General features: G+C 74.5%; 15 protein-coding genes. 10 read left to right on the forward strand and 5 right to left on the reverse strand.

All coding sequences use genetic code 11. The features are described 5' to 3' along the window. Positions 1 to 102: 102 nt before the first annotated feature. The 7 genes from yczR (at position 103) to LZ495_RS34140 (ending at position 7,340) form a co-directional block, all read left to right on the forward strand. Complete coding sequence (gene yczR, locus LZ495_RS34110) at positions 103 to 1,602, forward strand: MocR-like transcription factor YczR (RefSeq protein WP_235057000.1); 1,500 nt, start codon at positions 103 to 105, stop codon at positions 1,600 to 1,602. A 150-nt stretch (positions 1,603 to 1,752) separates the two neighbouring features. Further along, positions 1,753 to 2,151, forward strand: coding sequence for a nuclear transport factor 2 family protein (locus LZ495_RS34115; RefSeq protein ID WP_235057001.1), 399 nt, complete (start codon positions 1,753 to 1,755; stop codon positions 2,149 to 2,151). A gap of 1,526 nt (positions 2,152 to 3,677) precedes the next feature. Beyond that, positions 3,678 to 4,670, forward strand: coding sequence for a polyprenol monophosphomannose synthase (locus LZ495_RS34120; RefSeq protein WP_235057002.1), 993 nt, complete (start codon positions 3,678 to 3,680; stop codon positions 4,668 to 4,670). A 204-nt stretch (positions 4,671 to 4,874) separates the two neighbouring features. Next, positions 4,875 to 5,453: an FxsA family protein gene (locus LZ495_RS34125; protein WP_235057003.1), complete on the forward strand. Its 579-nt coding sequence runs from the start codon at positions 4,875 to 4,877 to the stop codon at positions 5,451 to 5,453. A gap of 283 nt (positions 5,454 to 5,736) precedes the next feature. Further along, a complete protein-coding gene (locus tag LZ495_RS34130) occupies positions 5,737 to 6,312 on the forward strand; it encodes a TetR/AcrR family transcriptional regulator (protein WP_235057004.1) in 576 nt (191 codons plus the stop codon). Between the two features lie 81 nt (positions 6,313 to 6,393). Beyond that, a complete protein-coding gene (locus LZ495_RS34135; protein WP_235057005.1) occupies positions 6,394 to 7,008 on the forward strand; it encodes a DUF4865 family protein in 615 nt (204 codons plus the stop codon). Positions 7,009 to 7,133: 125 nt separating this feature from the next. Then, positions 7,134 to 7,340 (forward strand): hypothetical protein, encoded by a 207-nt coding sequence (locus LZ495_RS34140; RefSeq protein ID WP_235057006.1) that lies wholly within the window; start codon positions 7,134 to 7,136, stop codon positions 7,338 to 7,340. Between the two features lie 43 nt (positions 7,341 to 7,383). Here LZ495_RS34140 and LZ495_RS34145 read toward each other — a convergent pair whose 3' ends face one another. Continuing rightward, complete coding sequence (locus LZ495_RS34145) at positions 7,384 to 7,590, reverse strand: DUF3703 domain-containing protein (protein WP_235057007.1); 207 nt, start codon at positions 7,588 to 7,590, stop codon at positions 7,384 to 7,386. A gap of 74 nt (positions 7,591 to 7,664) precedes the next feature. Here LZ495_RS34145 and LZ495_RS34150 point away from each other — a divergent pair, with 74 nt between their 5' ends. Then, positions 7,665 to 8,006: an ArsR/SmtB family transcription factor gene (locus tag LZ495_RS34150; protein ID WP_235057008.1), complete on the forward strand. Its 342-nt coding sequence runs from the start codon at positions 7,665 to 7,667 to the stop codon at positions 8,004 to 8,006. After that, positions 8,006 to 8,716: a cation efflux transmembrane domain-containing protein gene (locus LZ495_RS34155; protein ID WP_235057009.1), complete on the forward strand. Its 711-nt coding sequence runs from the start codon at positions 8,006 to 8,008 to the stop codon at positions 8,714 to 8,716. Before LZ495_RS34150 ends, LZ495_RS34155 begins: the two co-directional genes overlap by 1 nt. 210 nt (positions 8,717 to 8,926) lie before the next feature. Here LZ495_RS34155 and LZ495_RS34160 read toward each other — a convergent pair whose 3' ends face one another. Then, complete coding sequence (locus LZ495_RS34160; protein WP_235057010.1) at positions 8,927 to 9,514, reverse strand: hypothetical protein; 588 nt, start codon at positions 9,512 to 9,514, stop codon at positions 8,927 to 8,929. 589 nt (positions 9,515 to 10,103) lie between these two features. On the opposite strand from LZ495_RS34160, the gene LZ495_RS34165 reads away from it, so the two are divergent. Further along, entirely contained in the window at positions 10,104 to 10,574 is a 471-nt protein-coding gene (locus tag LZ495_RS34165; protein ID WP_235057011.1) for a hypothetical protein, read from the forward strand. 230 nt (positions 10,575 to 10,804) lie between these two features. Here the strand turns inward: LZ495_RS34165 and LZ495_RS34170 are convergent, their stop codons facing one another. From LZ495_RS34170 to LZ495_RS34180, 3 genes are all read right to left on the reverse strand, one after another. Further along, positions 10,805 to 11,179, reverse strand: a complete 375-nt coding sequence (locus LZ495_RS34170; protein WP_235057012.1) for an RNA polymerase-binding protein RbpA — start codon at positions 11,177 to 11,179, stop codon at positions 10,805 to 10,807. A gap of 431 nt (positions 11,180 to 11,610) precedes the next feature. Continuing rightward, positions 11,611 to 14,640: an ATP-binding SpoIIE family protein phosphatase gene (locus LZ495_RS34175; RefSeq protein WP_235057013.1), complete on the reverse strand. Its 3,030-nt coding sequence runs from the start codon at positions 14,638 to 14,640 to the stop codon at positions 11,611 to 11,613. A 314-nt stretch (positions 14,641 to 14,954) separates the two neighbouring features. Then, positions 14,955 to 16,568, reverse strand: coding sequence for a hypothetical protein (locus LZ495_RS34180; protein WP_235057014.1), 1,614 nt, complete (start codon positions 16,566 to 16,568; stop codon positions 14,955 to 14,957). Positions 16,569 to 16,786 lie beyond the last annotated feature (218 nt).

Raw genomic sequence — 16,786 nt, forward strand, 5'->3', positions numbered from 1 at the left:
GTCCCGTCCTCCCCACGAAGAGGCTCCCCAAAAAGAGCCACTGGTGCGAGAATGCCGACAACTGGATTCCTGATCCACGGCCAATCACACAGGAGTGGACTGATGACTGTTCAGCACCTCACCGTCAGCAGCACCCGCCTGGCCGACCTGCTCAACCCCTGGCAGCACCCCGTGGGCGCCGCCGCCGGACCGCACACCCCCGCGTACAAGGCCCTCGCCGACCGCATCCGCGCCCTCGTCCTGGACGGCCGCGTCCCGCTCACCGCCCGGCTGCCCGCCGAGCGCGGACTCGCCGACCGGCTCGGCGTCTCCCGCACCACCGTCGCCGCCGCCTACGACATCCTGCGCACCGACGGCTACCTCGTCTCCCGCCGCGGCTCCGGCTCCTGGACCGCGCTGCCCACCCACCGGCCCGAACTCCCCAGCCGCGCCCTCGTGCCGACCAGCATCACCGGCACCATCGACCTCGGCGTCGCCGCCCTCCCCGGCCCGGGCCGCGCCCTGCACCGCGCCGTCGCCGACGCCGCCGAGGCCCTGCCCGCCTACACCGCCTCGCACGGCTACCACCCCGCCGGGCTGCCCATCCTGCGCGAGACCATCGCCGACCGCTACACCCGCCGCGGCGCCCCCACCACCCCCGACCAGATCATCGTCACCAGCGGCGCGCTGTCCGCCTGGGTCCTGATCCTGCGCACCCTCATCCACGCCGGGGACCGCGTCGCCGTCGAATCCCCCACCTACGCCAACGCCCTCGAATCCGTCCGCGCCGAAGGCGGCCGCCCCGTCTCCGTGCCCATGGCCGAGCACGGCTGGGACCTGCCCGCCTGGCACGACGCCCTGCGCGCCGCGAACCCGCGCCTGGCCTACCTGATCCCGGACTTCCAGAACCCCACCGGGCATCTCGCGGACACCGCCACCCGCCGCGAGCTCATCGACCTGGCCCGCGCCACCGGCACCACCCTGGTCGTCGACGAGACCTGCGCCGACCTCGCCCTGGACACCCCGCCCCCGCCGCACCCCGACCACCCCGCACCGGTCTGCGCGCACGACCGCAACGGCACCGTGATCACCATGGGGTCCGCGTCCAAGTCGTTCTGGGGCGGCCTGCGCATCGGCTGGATCCGCGGCACCCCCGACCTGGTCCGGCGCCTCGCCACGGCCCGCGCCGGACTCGACGTCGCCGCCCCGGTCCTCGACCAGCTCGTCCTCCACCACCTGATCGCCGACCACGCCGACGCCATACTCGCCGAACGCCTCCCCGCCATGCGCGCCGCCCGCGACTCCCTCGCCGGCATGCTCCGCACCCACCTGCCCGACTGGACGTTCGCGATCCCGCCCGGCGGCCTGTCGCTGTGGGCGCACACCGACACGCTCTCCACCACCGTCCTGGCCGAGGCCGCCGCCCGGCACGGCCTGCGCCTGGCGCCCGGCACCCTGTTCAGCACCACCGGCGCCTTCGAACGGCACGTACGCCTGCCCTACACGCTCGACGAGCCCACCCTCGCCGAGGCCGTACGCCGCCTCACCCTCGCCGCCGCCGAGACCGGGCGCGCCCGCCCCGACGCGGGCCTGTCCACCGCGTTCGCCGGCTGCGTGGCCTGACCCGGGCGGCTGCCGGGATCCGCCTCCGGATCCCGGCGAAGGCCGGAGACGACCCGCCCGACCGTGCGAGCGGCCACGGGGTTGTGACGGACGCGCCTCGGGGGTCACGATGGTGAGGCGGGGCAAATCACCACTAAACGGGTGAAAACCATGTCCGAACACCCAGACAGCGCCCTGGTCCGTCGCGGCTACGCAGCGTTCAGCGCCGGCGACATGGAAACGCTCGCCGGCCTTATGACCGCGGACTGCGTGCACCATGTCCCGGGGTCCCACCCCCTCTCGGGGCACTTCAAGGGCCGCGACAACGTCCTCGGCACGTACTACGCGGGGATGGCCGAACAGACCGACGGCACCATGACGGTCGACCTGGAGCGCGTGATGGCCGACGGACGCGGCCACGTCATTTCCGTGCACCGCATCCGGGCCCAACGCCAGGGGCGCACCATCGACGAGAACGGCGCGCTGTTCTTCACCATCGTCGGCGGCAAGATCAGCGACATCGACGAGTGCGTCGCCGACATCGATGCGAGCGACGCGTTCTGGTCCTGAGCCCTCCGCCCGCCTCGCCTCGCCGCGCGAGCGGGCCGTGGCGGCCGGATACCCGGGGGAAGCGTCCGGACGGCCGGGCGTTGACGCCCGGGGCCGGACAGCACCGGGGACCGGCACAGCCAGGGCGGGCCGAGACGGCGGCGCGGCCAAAGGACGGGGCCAGGGGACGGGCCGTCGAGTCGCGCCCGAACGGGTGGACATTACGCCGACCGGCGGGCTATCCGCCGGTCCGCACCCGGTCGGCACCGCCCGCCGCACCCCGCCCTGACCAGCGCAGACACCACAACGGCCCAGGTCAACGCAGTGTTGACACCCTGCCCGCCCGGGCCGCTACGTTCGCTCACGTCCACCGCAGGACGACCGACCGGGACAACCTCCCCGGGAACCGCGCTCGCTACCGGGCCCGGTGGCCCACGGCCACCCCCCGCCAGACCCGGCCCCGCACGCGCGCACCCCGGACAGCCGCCACCGGCGGACGCGTCCGGCAGGGCAGCACCCGTGCGCCTGCCCGCGCCGACCGCGAGGACCGCCCCGGCGGACGGTGCGACCCGGGTGGGACCCGGCCGCCCAGTAGACAACGGCCCCCGCGACCCGCAGCCAGCCGGACCGGGGGCCGGCCCGAAGGGCGACCGGGCCCCACCCGCCGCACCCGACACGCACACCGGCCTGATCCGACCCGACCGGCTTCCGTGCACACCCCCGTTCCGCGTTCCCCGTTCCCCGGTACGTGCGGACATGCCGCGCGCAGCCGCCTGGACCGCCGGAGAACCGAGGGGTCGGCGCCCGGAGCACCAGCCCCGGCCTCCGCCCCGGAACCGCCGTACCTCCCAGGCCAGGTGCGCCACGCGCGGTATGGCCACCATGGGGGAGCCGACGCCTCCTCGCCGACCACGGCCGGTCCCGCCCGGCACTCCTGCGCGCACTTCACCACGCGCGCAGGCGACCGGCCGCCGACGGCCCAACTGCCGCCGCCCCGACCGCAGCCGGCCGGGAAGCGTCCGCCCCCGTCGCCCCCGTCGCCCCCGTCGCCCCCGTCGCCCCGGTCGGCCCGCTCGGCCCGCTCCCAGCGCGCGGCCGGGCCCAGGGGCTCGACGTGCCGGGACCCGCTGTCGCGGACCGCGCCGCGGTGTCCGATGCGGTGCACGCGGTGGGTTCCGCCGGCCACCGTGGCGTGCGGGGCGCCGGACGCCGGTTCGGGAGCGGCCGCGTCCCCCCACCTGCCCGGCCCCGCGGCCGCCGCGCGCCCCCACCTGCCGCTGCGCACCCGACCGGCACGGCACCTGGCACCGCACCCGGCCCAACGTCCGCCCCAGGCGCGAAACCACACGGCGACCCGGCACGTTGTACTGTCACAGCCGTACACGCGGCATGCCGGCCGGGGGACCAGCCTCCCCGGGGCGGCAGCGCAGGCACCACACGCACGACCAGGCCGACCACCACCGAGCGCGACGCGCACAGCGGGCACCACGCGGAAGACGACGAGGACGACACAACGTGACCTATGCACGGGGGTCCACGCGCTCCGGATGGCCGGCGGCAGACCCCATCGAGGAGACGATGTGAGCGCCCCCCACGAGCAGACGACCTTCAGCGACCTCGGCAAGGTGCTCGTCATCATCCCGACCTACAACGAGTCGGAGAACATCGAGGGCATCGTCGGCCGGGTCCGCGCCGCCACCCCCGGCGTCGACATCCTCGTCGCGGACGACAACAGCCCCGACGGCACCGGCGCCCTCGCCGACAAGCTCGCCGCCGCCGACCCGCACGTCCAGGTCCTGCACCGCAAGGGCAAGGAAGGCCTCGGCGCCGCCTACCTGGCCGGCTTCCACTGGGGCATCGACCGCGGCTACGACATCCTCGTCGAGATGGACGCCGACGGCTCCCACCAGCCCGAGCAGCTCCCGCGCCTCCTGGAGGCCGTCCGCGACGCCGACCTCGTCCTCGGCTCCCGCTGGGTCCCCGGCGGCGGCATCGTCAACTGGCCCGCGTCCCGCAAGTTCCTCTCCCGCGGCGGCAGCACCTACTCGCGCATCATGCTCGGCCTCGACCTCCGCGACATCACCGGCGGCTTCCGCGCCTTCCGCAAGGAGACCCTGCTGGGCATCGACATGGACTCGGTCGCCTCCCAGGGCTACTGCTTCCAGGTCGACCTCGCCTGGCGCGCCGCCCGCCGCGGCTACCGCATCGTCGAGGTCCCCATCACCTTCATCGAACGCGAACGCGGCAACAGCAAGATGAGCCGCACCATCGTCGCCGAGGCCCTGTGGCGGGTCACCGCGTGGGGCGCCGGCCGCCAGGTCGACCGCCTGCGCCGCACCACCCCCGACGAACCCCGCAAGGGCGACACCCCGACCGGCACCCCGAGCACCGCGGCGGCCCCGAGCACCCCGGCGGCCGGCACGGCGAGTGGTACCGGGGCCACCGCCGCGGCCGACACGCCCTTCGCGGCGCCCTCGGGCCCCGCGAAGGACGGCGGCAAGAGCACCGCAGCCGGGAGCGGGAACACTCCGGACGCCTGAAGCGTCTAACCAGCAGGAGACCAACGCGTACGCCGCGGCCCGGGCACCCGCCGTCCGGGCCGCCGGGCCGCGGACGCACGCAGGCCTCCCGCCCGCACCAGCACCGCACCCGGCAGCCCCCGCCAACGGGACCCGCCCCGGGCGCACCCCCGGACCGGCACGCCCCGCGTACCGCCCGCCCGGGACCGGAAGGAGACCCACGCCATGCGCCGCGCCGCGATCCTGCTGCCCCTGGTCGCCGTGCCCATCCTGGAGATCTACCTGATCAGCCGGGTCGGCACCGCCATCGGCGCGGGCAACACCGTCCTCCTCCTGCTGGCCGGCGTCATCGCCGGCGCCCTGGTCATCCGCTACGAAGGCCGCCGCGCGCTGCGCCGCCTGCAGAACGCGATGACCGAGAACGCCGGACCGCACGACACCGTCGCCGCAGTCCCCGGCCCCGCGACCAACCGCGCCGCGGCCGACGCCGGGCTCGCCATCGCCGGCGGCGTGCTGCTGATCATCCCGGGCTTCATCTCCGACGCACTCGGCCTGCTGTGCATCCTGCCGTTCACCCGACCCCTGGTCCGGCGCCTCATCGGCGGCGCGGTCGGCAGCCAGGTCGCCAAGCGCACCCGCTTCGGCGCCGCGGTCGGCGAGGCCCGCCGCATGCAGGACCAGATGCGCATGCACCAGCCCGACGGCAAGGTCGTCCAGGGCGAGGTCATCACCCCCGACGGCGCCCACATCTGGCAGCCCGGCGACAACACCCCCGAACCCGGCCCCGGCCGCCTCACCGGCTGACCGCCGGCCCCACGGACACCCACGAAGGCCCGGCACCGCCCCAGCGGCGGTGCCGGGCCGTCGCCGGTCCCTCCACCCACGTCGACCCCCCCCCCCCCCCCCGCCCCCCCACCCCGGCCCCGCATCCCGACCACGCCCCGCAGCGTCGAGGCTTCCCGACATCCCCAGGGCTGCTGACGTCCCCCCTGTGGTCGAAAAGGGCAGCGGGGGGTGATTCCCGCCGGTCGAGGACCACGCCGCACCCTGCCGAAGCTCTGTACATACTCGTATGTACACTCGCCATGTGAACAGCGAGGAGCGGCTCATCGAGAGCACACGCGAACTGCTCTGGGAGCGCGGCTACATCGGGACCAGCCCCACCGCGATCCAGCACCGCGCCAAGGCCGGCCAGGGCAGCATGTACCACCACTTCACGGGCAAGTCGGACCTGGCGCTCGCCGCGATCCGGCGTACCGCCGACGAGATGCGGGCCAAGGCCGAGGAGCAGTTCGCCGCCCCCGGGACCGCCATGGAACGCGTTACCGCGTACCTGCGCCGGGAGCGCGACGTCCTCAAGGGCTGCCCCATCGGACGCCTCACCCAGGACCCGGACGTGATGGCCGACCCGGCGCTGCGGGCACCGGTCGACGAGACCCTGGCCTGGGTCCGCGCGCGCCTCGCCGAGGTCCTGGCCGAGGGGCGCGAACGCGGCGAACTGGACGCCGGACTGGACCCGCAGGAAACCGCCGCGACGATCGCCGCGATCCTGCAGGGCGGCTACGTCCTCGCCCGTGCCGCCGATTCCGTGGAGCCGTTCGACCAGGCCGTCACCGGGGTCCTGGGCCTCCTGACCGCGTGCGTTCCCGCCCCCCGCACGTAGCGAACGCCCTCCGTCACCGAGGCCGAGTACTCCACCAGGCCGCACACCCCTCGACGTCCGCCAAGAAGGGCACCGTCCTCCGTGTACGCCAAGCAGTACGAACTCACCCTGCCTGCCGACTACGACATGGCGATCATCCGCAAGCAGGTGGCCGACGGCGGCCACGCCCTCGACGACCGCGCCGGACTGGCCCTGAAGGCCTACCTCGTCCGCGAACGCGGCGTCGCAGGCTCGCCGGTCAACCAGTACGCCCCGTTCTACCTGTGGAACGACACCGGCGAGGTGGCCCGCTTCCTGATCGGCGGCGGCGGATTCCAGAACATCATCCGGGACTTCGGCCGCCCGGCCGTCCACCACTGGACCGGTGTCGCCTGCCACGCCGGCCCCGCCCGCACGGCACCTCCCCGGGCAGCCTCGCGCCGCCTCGTCCCCCTGCCGCAGGACACGGACCCGGACGCCACCGGGCTGGGCCTCTCGGCCCTGATCGACCAGGAGGCGGAGCAACTGCGGCAGCTGTCCCGCCTCGAAGGCGTCCACACCGCCGCACTGGCCGTCGACCCCCACCACTGGACGCTGCTGCGCCTCATCCTGTGGGCCGACACCTCCGGGCCGGACGAAGACGCCACCGAACACTACGAGGTACTGCACCTGTCCGCTCCCGGCGCGGGGGACCTCCCCGACGGCCGGACCTGGTGACGCCGGCCCGCTCCGCAGCAGACGCGCAGGCCGGGCCACGACTCGACACGAGACGCGGGCCTCACCCAGCAGGTCTGCGCCAAGGCCGGTGAACGGGAGTTGCGGTGGTCTTCGAGTATCCGCCCATGGACGATGCCGCCTTCTGGGCGCAGTGGCCGAAATCGTGGGTGGGCACCGAACGCGACGTGCGTACGGTCTCGGCGGCGATGTCGCAGGAGACCAAGGACGGGTTCCGGTACGACGCGATCCCGTGGCACCACTGCCGACTGCTGATCCCCGTCCTGGACGACTTGGACAACGAGGTCAGGTCCGCGGCCGTGCGCCGGACCTGACCGGCGGGGCCGTGTCCGTGCGCCGACCGTTGCCCGTCCCCGTTCAGGCGACCGGGCCCAGGGCGATGCCCGCGTCGCGGAGCAGGGCGGCGAGGCGGAGCATGACCGCGTGCGTTCGGGTGCGCGGGCCCGGCCAGGACTGGGACAGGATGTGCGCGCGTTCCGCCGCCCGCCACCGGTCCGACGTGGGGCCCGCGGCGCGGGCGGCGGCCATCTCGGCGGTGTAGGCGGCGCGAAGCGTGTCGGGCATGACGGGCACGGCGAGACCCTCGAAACTTGAGTTCACTGTTTCATGGATTCAAGAATACGTGTACCGTCGTGGCCATGCCGCATCTCGCCGCCACCACCGACATCGACGTCCTCACCCGGTTCGGACGCGCCCTCGCCGACCCGATCCGCTGCCGCATCCTCCTCGCGCTGCGCGAAGCCCCGGCGCATCCGGCCGATTTGGCCGACGCACTCGGCATCTCCCGGACCCGCCTGTCGAACCACCTGGCGTGCCTGCGCGACTGCGGCCTGGTCGTCGCCGTCCCCGTCGGGCGGCGCACTCGCTACGAGCTCGCCGACGCCCGCCTTGGCACCGCACTGGACACCCTGCGCGCCACCGTCCTCGCAGTCGAAGCCGACCCGACCTGCCCCGACACGGACGACAAGGGCTGCTGCTGATGACCGCCCCGGTATCCCTGCCGCTGGGCCCGAGCCCGGTCCGCCGTGAGGCGCTGGCCCGCCGGATACGGCTGCTGGTGGGTTTCACCATCGCGTACAACGTCGTCGAGGCCGTGGTCGCGCTGACCGCCGGGACGATCGCGTCGTCGACCGCGCTGGTCGGCTTCGGGCTGGACTCCGTGATCGAGGTCTCCTCCGCCGCTGCGGTCGCCTGGCAGTTCTCCGCCCGCGACCACTACGTGCGCGAGGCCCGCGAGCAGCGCACCCTGCGGATCATCGCCGTCTCGTTCTTCGTGCTCGCCGCGTACGTCGCCGTCGACGCCGCCCGGACACTGGCCGGGTCCGGCGAGGCGGACCGGTCGATCACCGGCATCGCGCTCGCCGCGCTGTCACTCGCGGTGATGCCGTTCCTGTCCGCCGCACAACGCAAGGCCGGCCGCGAACTCGGCTCCGCCAGCGCGGTCGCCGACTCCAAGCAAACCCTTCTGTGCACCTACCTGTCCGCCGTCCTTCTCGTCGGCCTGGTTCTCAATGCGACCCTCGGCTGGACCTGGGCCGACCCCATCGCCGCCCTGGTCATCGCCGCCATCGCCATCAAGGAAGGCGCCAACGCCTGGCGCGGCGAAGCCTGCTGCGCGCCCGCAACCACCCCCGCCGGCAAGGCCGGCAGCGACGTCTGTGGATGCCCGGCGGGCTGCACCTGCTGCTGACCTACCGAAGCATCGGGCGGGATGGAAGCAGGCGGGCCTTCCTGCTTTCGACAGGCCGAACCTGGTTGTAGCGGTGACGCGGTCAACCCGTTCCCGCCCTATCAGGCTGTCCCGGCTGGTTCGTTGCGGCACGGGTCTGCGCGCAGCGGCAGTAGTCGGTACCGGTGTCGCGGCCGGCCCGGCCAACCCGTGGCGAGCGGCAAGGGGGCCTCAGGGGCGGACGTCGATCCGGCACAGGCCGTGGGGGCGGTGGGTGAAACCCAGGTGGGGGGCGAAGGTGCGGACGGCCTGGGCTAGTTCGCGGAGCTTGCGGGGCGGGCCGTGCCATAACTGCGAGGTATGGACGACCGGAGCTCCGGCGGCGGCGTCGATACGCTCCTCGAACCTGGCCTGACAGGAGCCCGGGGCGACAGCCGTCAGCCGCACGGGCGGGTTCGCGTCGCGCCAGGCCTGGGTCGCGACCACGCCCACGCGGTGGTCCCCGCTGTCGGCCGGGTGGCAGACGAACGCCTCGACCTCCGACCACGGGATCACTCTCGGGGGCGTGCCCTGGGGTACTGGGAAGGTGACGCCGTACGCATCCAGAGCCAGGACGACGTGGCTTCGGCACTCGTCACGGACCATCAGGAAGGCGGCGCCGACGCCGAGTCCGCCGAACAGCACCAGCCACCACTTCCCGTCGACCACACCTGCGACCACGGCCACGGCGGCGAACGCCAGGACCCCCGCGGTGCGTGCCAGGGGGCGGAGCGTCCACGTCGTGCGCAGTTCGTATAAGGGCGGGGCAGCGGATGCCAACGCGCCTCCACGGGGAGTCCGGACGCAACGCTCCCGAGGACGCGGGAGGCGATCATCCGGTTGCCGCGGCCTCGGCGCGGCGCGTGGACGCGGTGCGCCGGAGTGGCGGTCCGGCCGGGCGCGCCTGCCTGCGCCCCCCGGTGTGCGGCGTCCGAGCCGGGCGGCGACCTCCGTGGACGTCGGTCGGCGGTGTCTGCGGCTTCCCGGGCTTGGCATGTCCTCGTACCTGGTGGCGTGGGCGGCGTCCAGGCCTGCGGTCCCGTTCGCGGTGTCCCGGTGAGATTAGGCCGGTTCCGGTGTCCGCGGAGCGCGGCGCGCCGTGCGCTATGCGGCGGCGGCGGACTAATCGGCGCCCGGGATCTTGCATCGGCGGTCGGCGGTGGGCGACGGTGTGCCTCGGGCCCGCGACCCCGTCCCACGGCCGCGCCGGGACGCTGGATTCTGCGGTACGTACACGGCCCTCGGGCCGGCGTTGCGGCGAGGGTGCGGCCCCGCCAAGATCATCTCCGGCGCGGCCCGACACCCGCCGCGAGCCCGTCCCCTTGCTCCCGGACTCCGGTCCGACCTCAGCCGAAAGGTTTCTGCGCCCATGCTGCCCGAGACCCGTATCCCGCACTCGCCGAGCCAGGCCCGTACGTGGCTGCTCACGACGCTGGCCGCTGCCGCCGTACTGCCGCCCGCCGTATGGTTGTTCGACGCCGAGGCGCGCATGTACGTGATCGCCCCGCTCGCGCTGCTCTCGGTGTTCTACTTCTGCCGACCGCGCGTCGTGCTCACCGACCATGCGTTCACCGCAAAGGGATTCGTACGGGTCTCGGTGCCTTGGGACCGGATACGCGAGGTGTCCGTACGCCGGAACAAGCACAGCCGCACCCTCGTGCTCGTCGGGACGGACGGCAAGGAGCACAAGGTCCCGCTGCCGGCGGACGGCCCGGGGCTCGCCGACCCCGAGTTCGACGCCAAGGTCCGGGCCATCACCGGCTACTGGGAGGCCCGGCGCGGCTGGTCCGACGCCGCCCCGGAGCCGGGTGCGCCGACCGCGGAGACGGCCCGGGACTGATCCCGGCACCGCGCCCGGCACAACGGCACCGCCCCTACGACGGCGCCTGCGGGGCAGCCCCGCACGACACGGCCCCGCCCCTGTCCTCGCAGCCGGTCGGCGCGCCTGCGGCGCGGACGTCGGAGCGGGCGCGAAGAGCGCACATGCGCAGGGCGCAAAAAGGTCCCGGCCCCGGCGGATCGGGTGATCCGCCGGGGCCGGGACCTGTGTCGGGGGCTTGCCGCCCGGGTTCAGGCGGACTTGCGGTTGTCGCGCGGGTCGTGGTGCAGGTCGATGCCACCGGACCGGAGCACGGCCAGACGCTCGGCGAGGACCTCCTCCAACTCCTCGCGGGTGCGCCGCTCCATCAGCATGTCCCAGTGCGTGCGCGCCGGCTTGTTCTTCTTCTCCTCCGGCAGAGCGCCGTCCACCTGCTGCGCGACCAGGCCGCAGCTGCGGCACTCCCACACCGGGGGGATCTCCGCCTCGACGGAGAACGGCATCTCGAACCGGTGGCCTCGGGGGCACGCGTACTCGACGGTCCGACGCGGGGCCAGGTCGATTCCACGGTCGGTCTCGTAGCTGGTGGCGCCGAGGCGCGTGCCGCGGAGAGCTCGCTCACTCATGAAATCGTGCCTCCTGGGCTTGAAGTCCACTTCGGCAGCCGAAGCTGCCTCGTTCGATCGATCAACGTGCGGCAGGCCCTGAAGATTCCCGGTGTTTCCGGGCGACGCGCTCTCCCGGGCACTGCATCGCCCGGGTAACTACCCGCATTCGGGCTTTTCATCACATCTTGGATACGCGCGCGGACCATCACGCGGTCAAACCGGTCAGAACCGGCGGCACATCGACCTACCTGAAGTCTACATTTCGGTCAAAAACGAAAGCCGGATGACGCACGCCACATGCGCGCACCGGACAGGACGCCCCCGCGGCAGCCTGCGCACCGCGATCCCGCGGCACCCGGACACCCCCGGAGCAGACCCCGAGCAGCCCCGCCGCCATCCGCAGCGGGCCACCCGGTCGGCCGCAGCCCGGCCGCAAACCGCGCGCGCCGTCAGCCGTGGTCGGCCAGCTCGGCCCAGACCACCTTCCCCGCATCCGTGGGCCGCACGCCCCAGTCCGCGGCCAGCGCCGCCACGATCATCAGCCCTCGATGCCGCTCGTCGCCCTCGCCCGCCGACAGCCGCCGCGGCAGCCGCCCGTCGTGGTCCGCCACCTGCACCACCAGCCGTCCCGGACGATGCCGCAGGCGCAACTCCATCGGCGTACGCGCATGCTCCACCGCATTCGCCACCAACTCCGTCGCCACCGAGCACGCCCCGTCCACCAGCGCCCCCAGCCGCCACCCCAGCAGCACCGACCGCACGAACTCCCGCGCCTCGCGTGCCGCCCGCGGCGTCGGCGGCAGCTCCAGAGCCGCCGCCCGCTCGCGCCCCGCCTGCGCCCGGACCAGCAGCAGCGCCACATCGTCGTGCTCGCGCCCGGTCAGCATCCCGCCCAGCAGCCGGTCGCACGTGTCCTGCACCCCGTCCGGGTTCAGCGCCACCCCGCCCATCGCCGCCGTGAACAGGTGCAGCCGCTCGGTCAGCGACACATCGTGCCGCTCCACCAGCCCGTCCGTGTACAGCAGCAGCCGGTCCGACGCCCCGAACACCACCTCGGCGTCCTCGAACATCGTCCCGTCCACCCCCAGCGGCACCCCCAGGTCGTCGTCGAGCAGACGCACCTCGCCCGACGCCGAGATCAGCGCCGGCGGCAGATGCCCCGCATTCGACCAGCGGATCGAATCGTGCCCCGGGTCGTACACCGCGTACACGCACGTCGTGATCTGGTCCTCCCCGCCCATCCCGCCCATCAGCCGGTTCAGATGCCGCATCACCTGCGCCGGCGGCAGATCCATCACCGCATACGCCCGCACCGCCGTCCGCAGCTGCCCCATCACCGCCGCAGCCGCCAGCCCGCGGCCCATCACGTCACCGATCACCAGCGCGACCCGCCCCGCCGACAACGGGATCACGTCGAACCAGTCACCCCCGACCTGGCTGCCGCGCGCCCCCGGCAGATACCGGCACGCGATCTCCAGCGTGTCGATGTCCGGCAACTCCGGCGGCAGCAGCGACCGCTGCAACCGCACCGCCGTGTCCCGCACACTCCGGTACAACCGCGCATTCTCGATCGCCGCCGCAGCCTGCGCCGCGATCCCCAGCGCCAGCTGCTCGTCCCGCTCGGTGAAGATGTCCGGCTTCGAATGCGCGAACGCGAACGACCCCAGCGCCTCCCCGTCCCGGTTCACCACCGGCACGCACAGATAGCTGCGCACCGGGAGCGCCGCCGGATCCTCCGCCACCGGTGCCTGATGCCACCGCCCCGGATGCTCCGCCACATCCCCGCACCGCACCACGTCCGACGCCAGATGCGCACCCGTCAGCCGCACCGCCGGATCCGGCAGCAGCGGATGCGCCGTACCCCCGCGCACCGCCGCCGCATGGCTGATGTCCTCGCCGATCTCGCCCGGCCCGTCGGTGTCCGCGTCCCGGTACAGCAGCAGCCCGTGCTCCGCCGCGATCACCGTCGTCGCCGCATCCGTCGCCACCTGCACCAACTGGTCCAGATCCAGCTCGCGCGTCAACTGCTGCCCCACGTTGTAGAGCACCTCGACGATGTGCGTCTCCTGCTCCAGCCGGCGCTGCTTGAGCCGCAGCTGCTCCGCCTGGGTGCGCACCCGCCCCCGGTACGTCTCCACCGTCCGGGCCTGCTCGACCGTGGTGTCCTCGGTCGCCGCGAGCAGCTGCTCCAGTGCATCCAGGCGCGCCGCGGTCAACTGCCCGTTCCGGGGCGTCGGGACGGGCGTCGCCGGGGCCGGCAGCAGCGCCAGCCGGGTCGCCGCGGTCAACCCGCGCAGCAGCTCGGCGGCCGCGGGCGGGATGTGGAAACCGGTGAACAGCAGCACCGCGAACAACTCGCCGTCCGGCAGCGTCCCCGCGAACCCCAGCACCGTGCGGATGCCGTGGTGCACCGCCAACTGGTCCGGGATGTGCGCGATCGCATGCCGCTCCGGCTCCGCATCCGGATCGAACGCGGCCCCCGCCCCCGTGACCGCCACCCCGGTCGCGCCGGTCACGCCGGTGACCATGGCCCCGGCCGGGTCCGCGGCGAGCGCCGCCACCGCGGCAGCGGCCGCGACCGACGCGAACGGACCGGACCCGGGCGGGTCCGGCACCAGCAGCCCGGCAGGCTCGGGAAGGACCGGCAGCACCGGAACACCCGGCACAGCACCCGGTACCGCCCCCGGTACGCCACCGGCTCCGAAAGACGAGCCGGCCCCGGCAGCACCGGGCGGGGACGCCGGCGAAGGCGACGCGGGCGGTACGGGAGGAGCGGGCACGGTGCCGGTCGGCGCGTCCGTACCGGCGGTCTCCGCCGCGGTGCCGCCGATACCGGTGAGACCGGCAAGCCCCGTGGCCCCGGTGGCCCCGGTCGCCTCGGCCACCGCGAAGGGCGCCGAGGGGGCGACGGCCGCCGGCGCACCGGACCGGGAACCGCCCGCGGACTCCCCGGACGCCGGTGCGGAGTCGGGGAGAGGCACCGGAAGTTCGGGCTCCTGGCCGGCATGCGGGTCGGCATGCGGGCCAGGGCGCGGGCCGGGCCCGTCGTCCTGCCCGCCGCCCTCCTCGTCCCCGGAGCCGGGAGGACCGGGCGCCGGCGACTCGATCACCCCGAGGTCCCGCAGCACCGCCTCCAGCGCCGGGTGCAGCGGAGCGGGCGAACCCGCGCCCTCGCCGGACAGCGTGAGCAGCTCCATGTGCCCGGGGTGGCCCGGAGCCGGGATGAAGTCGCCGTCCCCGGACAGCAGTTCGAGGACCCGCCCGGGGACCCCGCTGCCGCCCACGGTGCGCGCCGTGGCGTACACCCGCACGAGCGACACCTGCGCGGTGCCGGTTCCGGGGTCGGCGAAAGTCCCGCGCAGGTGGCGGGCGAGCGCGAACGCAGCGTCGGACGCGGTCTCCGCGGAAGCGGTCGCCTGACGCAGATCGGACCCGCAGACGACGAGGTCGCTGGGGGTGAGGTTCGCGAGGTCGAACACGGGCGTCCACGTCCTCGGTGCCGTCCGGCCGGTGTCTCGGAGCGTCCATCATGGCGCGGCCGACCCCATGGTGCGGGCGGTTTGGCGTATTCATGCCCGGTTGGGGTAGCGGAATCGCCCGATGTCGGCCGTACGAGTGAACGCTCCGGCACCCGAAGCGGATTGCGGCAGGGGCCGACACGGGGCGGCACGGGCCGATACGAAAAGGCCCGGGCCCCGGCGATCGTGGTGATCGTCCGGGGCCCGGGCCCGCAACCCCCGCCGCGGCGGAGGCTCCACTCCAGCGACTGCTCCAGTAGCTGGTCCGGTAACCGCTACAGCGACTTCACCAGCGACGGCACCGACCCGCCCGACGCGCTGCCCGGGCCCGAGCCCTCCGCAAGGCCGCCCGCGGCCGGCAGCAGGTCCAGGATCCGCCGCCGGTCGGCGTCCGGCGTGTCGTCCTCGAGCGGGTCGGGCGTGTACGGCGTCTGCAGCCGGATCACCGCGCCCGCCCCGAACCGCGCGTACCCGCGGCCGGCCGGCATCGCCTCGCCGCCCGCGATGCCCGGCGCCGCACCGAGCGCCGCGTACAGCTGCGCCTCGTCCATGCCGCCGAGCACGATCCGGGTGTGCGTCTCGCCGAGCAGCCCCGGGTGCAGCCGGTCCAGCTGCGCGGGCCGCGCGGTGGCGACCACGCTGATGTGCGTGGTGCGGCCCAGGCGCAGCGGCAGGTCCAAGAGTTCGAACAGGTCGCCGGCCGCGCCGCCGCCGAGTTCGGCCGGTTCGTCCAGCAGCACCCACAGCGGGCGGCGGGCGTCCTCGGGCACCGGCAGGCCGGCGGCCTTGGCGTCCGCGATGGCCGCCGCGCGGCGGGCCGCCTCGCCGCGCAGCCAGGTCAGCGTCTCGCGGACCTGCTCGGCGGTGGTGTCCACGCGCAGCACCCCGGGCCGCCCGGCCAGGTACGCGAAGTCCCCGGAGCCGGTGGCGTCGACCGCGATGACGTCGCCGTCGCGCAGCGCCTGCAGCGCGACGGTACGCAGCAGCGTGGTCTTGCCGGCCGCGGGGCCGGCGACGGCGAGGAGGTGCGGCGCGTTGGTGCGGGTGCCGGTACGCCAGATCACCGGCGGCAGCTGGCACACCGCGGCCGGGTCGGCCGGGTCCAGGGCGACGGGGATGAGCCGGTTGGTGGAGGTGGCGTCGGTGAAGCCGAGGACGATCTCGCACGGCGCGGTCACGTAGTGCTGGGCCGGGACAGGGCCGGGCAGCGGGGCGAGCGCGGCGACGGTGAGCTTGTTGTTCTCGGTGTCCCACTCGTACAGGTACTCGCGGGAGCGCCCGGCCTTGGCCTCGACGACGCGCTCGATGCGGGCCCGGGCGTCGGGGTCGTCGTCGGTGAAGTAGGGGGAGTAGCGCAGTTCGAGGCGGGTAAGGCGGTCGCCGTCGAACTCGTGGTGCTCGAACGCCTTCTTGTAGTCGCCGCCGGGGGTGAACAGGGCGGCCGGGTCGTGGTCGTCGGCGAGGTGCGGGACGAGGCCGTTGTAGACGGCCTGCAGGCGGCCGTCGCCGGGCGGCGGGCCCGGGGGCGGCGGCGGGGTGCGGTCGCGGCCCATCCAGGCGGCGCCGGCCATGATGCCGCCGAGGGCGAGCAGCGGCCCGAACGGCAGGAAGTAGAGCAGCACCACGGTCAGTGCGGCGCCGACCGCGGCGGCCTTGCGCTTGTCCGCGGGAGCGTCCTTCCACCAGGCGCGGGCCCAGGCGACCTCGCGGCGCAGACCGCGGCCGAGGTGGATGAGCGGTGCGAACATGTCGCGGGCGTGGTGGCGGATGCGGCCGAACTGGGCGCGTCCGCCGGACAGTCCGGCACGGGTGGCGGAGATGCCGCTGCGGGTGGCGGCGGCCAGGCGGCGGGACAGGGCGGGTGCGGTGGGCGGCAGGGGGGACGGCACGAGAGCTCCTGGGGCGGCAGGGCAGCGGGGCGGCGGACGGTTCGTTCGGACGCCGGCGCGCACTCGGCGGTGCTGCCGAGGGGGTGCGCGCCGGGGGACAGGCGCGGGAACGGCGGTGCCGGCCCGGCGTACGCGCACGGCCCCGGCTCGGTGAGGAGTCGGGGCCGGTGGCGGTCCGGGCCAGCCACGGCCGCGGGGGACCGGGGCCGGGGACGGGT

The organism is Yinghuangia soli (assembly GCF_021502675.1).
Lineage (GTDB): Bacteria > Actinomycetota > Actinomycetes > Streptomycetales > Streptomycetaceae > Yinghuangia > Yinghuangia soli.

What these genes read in the sequence shown, in the direction of transcription:
- yczR (WP_235057000.1), top strand. Translation starts at nt 103, where the DNA reads ATGACTGTTCAGCACCTCACCGTCAGCAGCACCCGCCTGGCCGACCTG.
- LZ495_RS34115 (WP_235057001.1), top strand. Translation starts at nt 1,753, where the DNA reads ATGTCCGAACACCCAGACAGCGCCCTGGTCCGTCGCGGCTACGCAGCG.
- LZ495_RS34120 (WP_235057002.1), top strand. Translation starts at nt 3,678, where the DNA reads ATGGCCGGCGGCAGACCCCATCGAGGAGACGATGTGAGCGCCCCCCAC.
- LZ495_RS34125 (WP_235057003.1), top strand. Translation starts at nt 4,875, where the DNA reads ATGCGCCGCGCCGCGATCCTGCTGCCCCTGGTCGCCGTGCCCATCCTG.
- LZ495_RS34140 (WP_235057006.1), top strand. Translation starts at nt 7,134, where the DNA reads ATGGACGATGCCGCCTTCTGGGCGCAGTGGCCGAAATCGTGGGTGGGC.
- LZ495_RS34145 (WP_235057007.1), bottom strand. Translation starts at nt 7,590, where the DNA reads ATGCCCGACACGCTTCGCGCCGCCTACACCGCCGAGATGGCCGCCGCC.
- LZ495_RS34150 (WP_235057008.1), top strand. Translation starts at nt 7,665, where the DNA reads ATGCCGCATCTCGCCGCCACCACCGACATCGACGTCCTCACCCGGTTC.
- LZ495_RS34155 (WP_235057009.1), top strand. Translation starts at nt 8,006, where the DNA reads ATGACCGCCCCGGTATCCCTGCCGCTGGGCCCGAGCCCGGTCCGCCGT.
- LZ495_RS34165 (WP_235057011.1), top strand. Translation starts at nt 10,104, where the DNA reads ATGCTGCCCGAGACCCGTATCCCGCACTCGCCGAGCCAGGCCCGTACG.
- LZ495_RS34170 (WP_235057012.1), bottom strand. Translation starts at nt 11,179, where the DNA reads ATGAGTGAGCGAGCTCTCCGCGGCACGCGCCTCGGCGCCACCAGCTAC.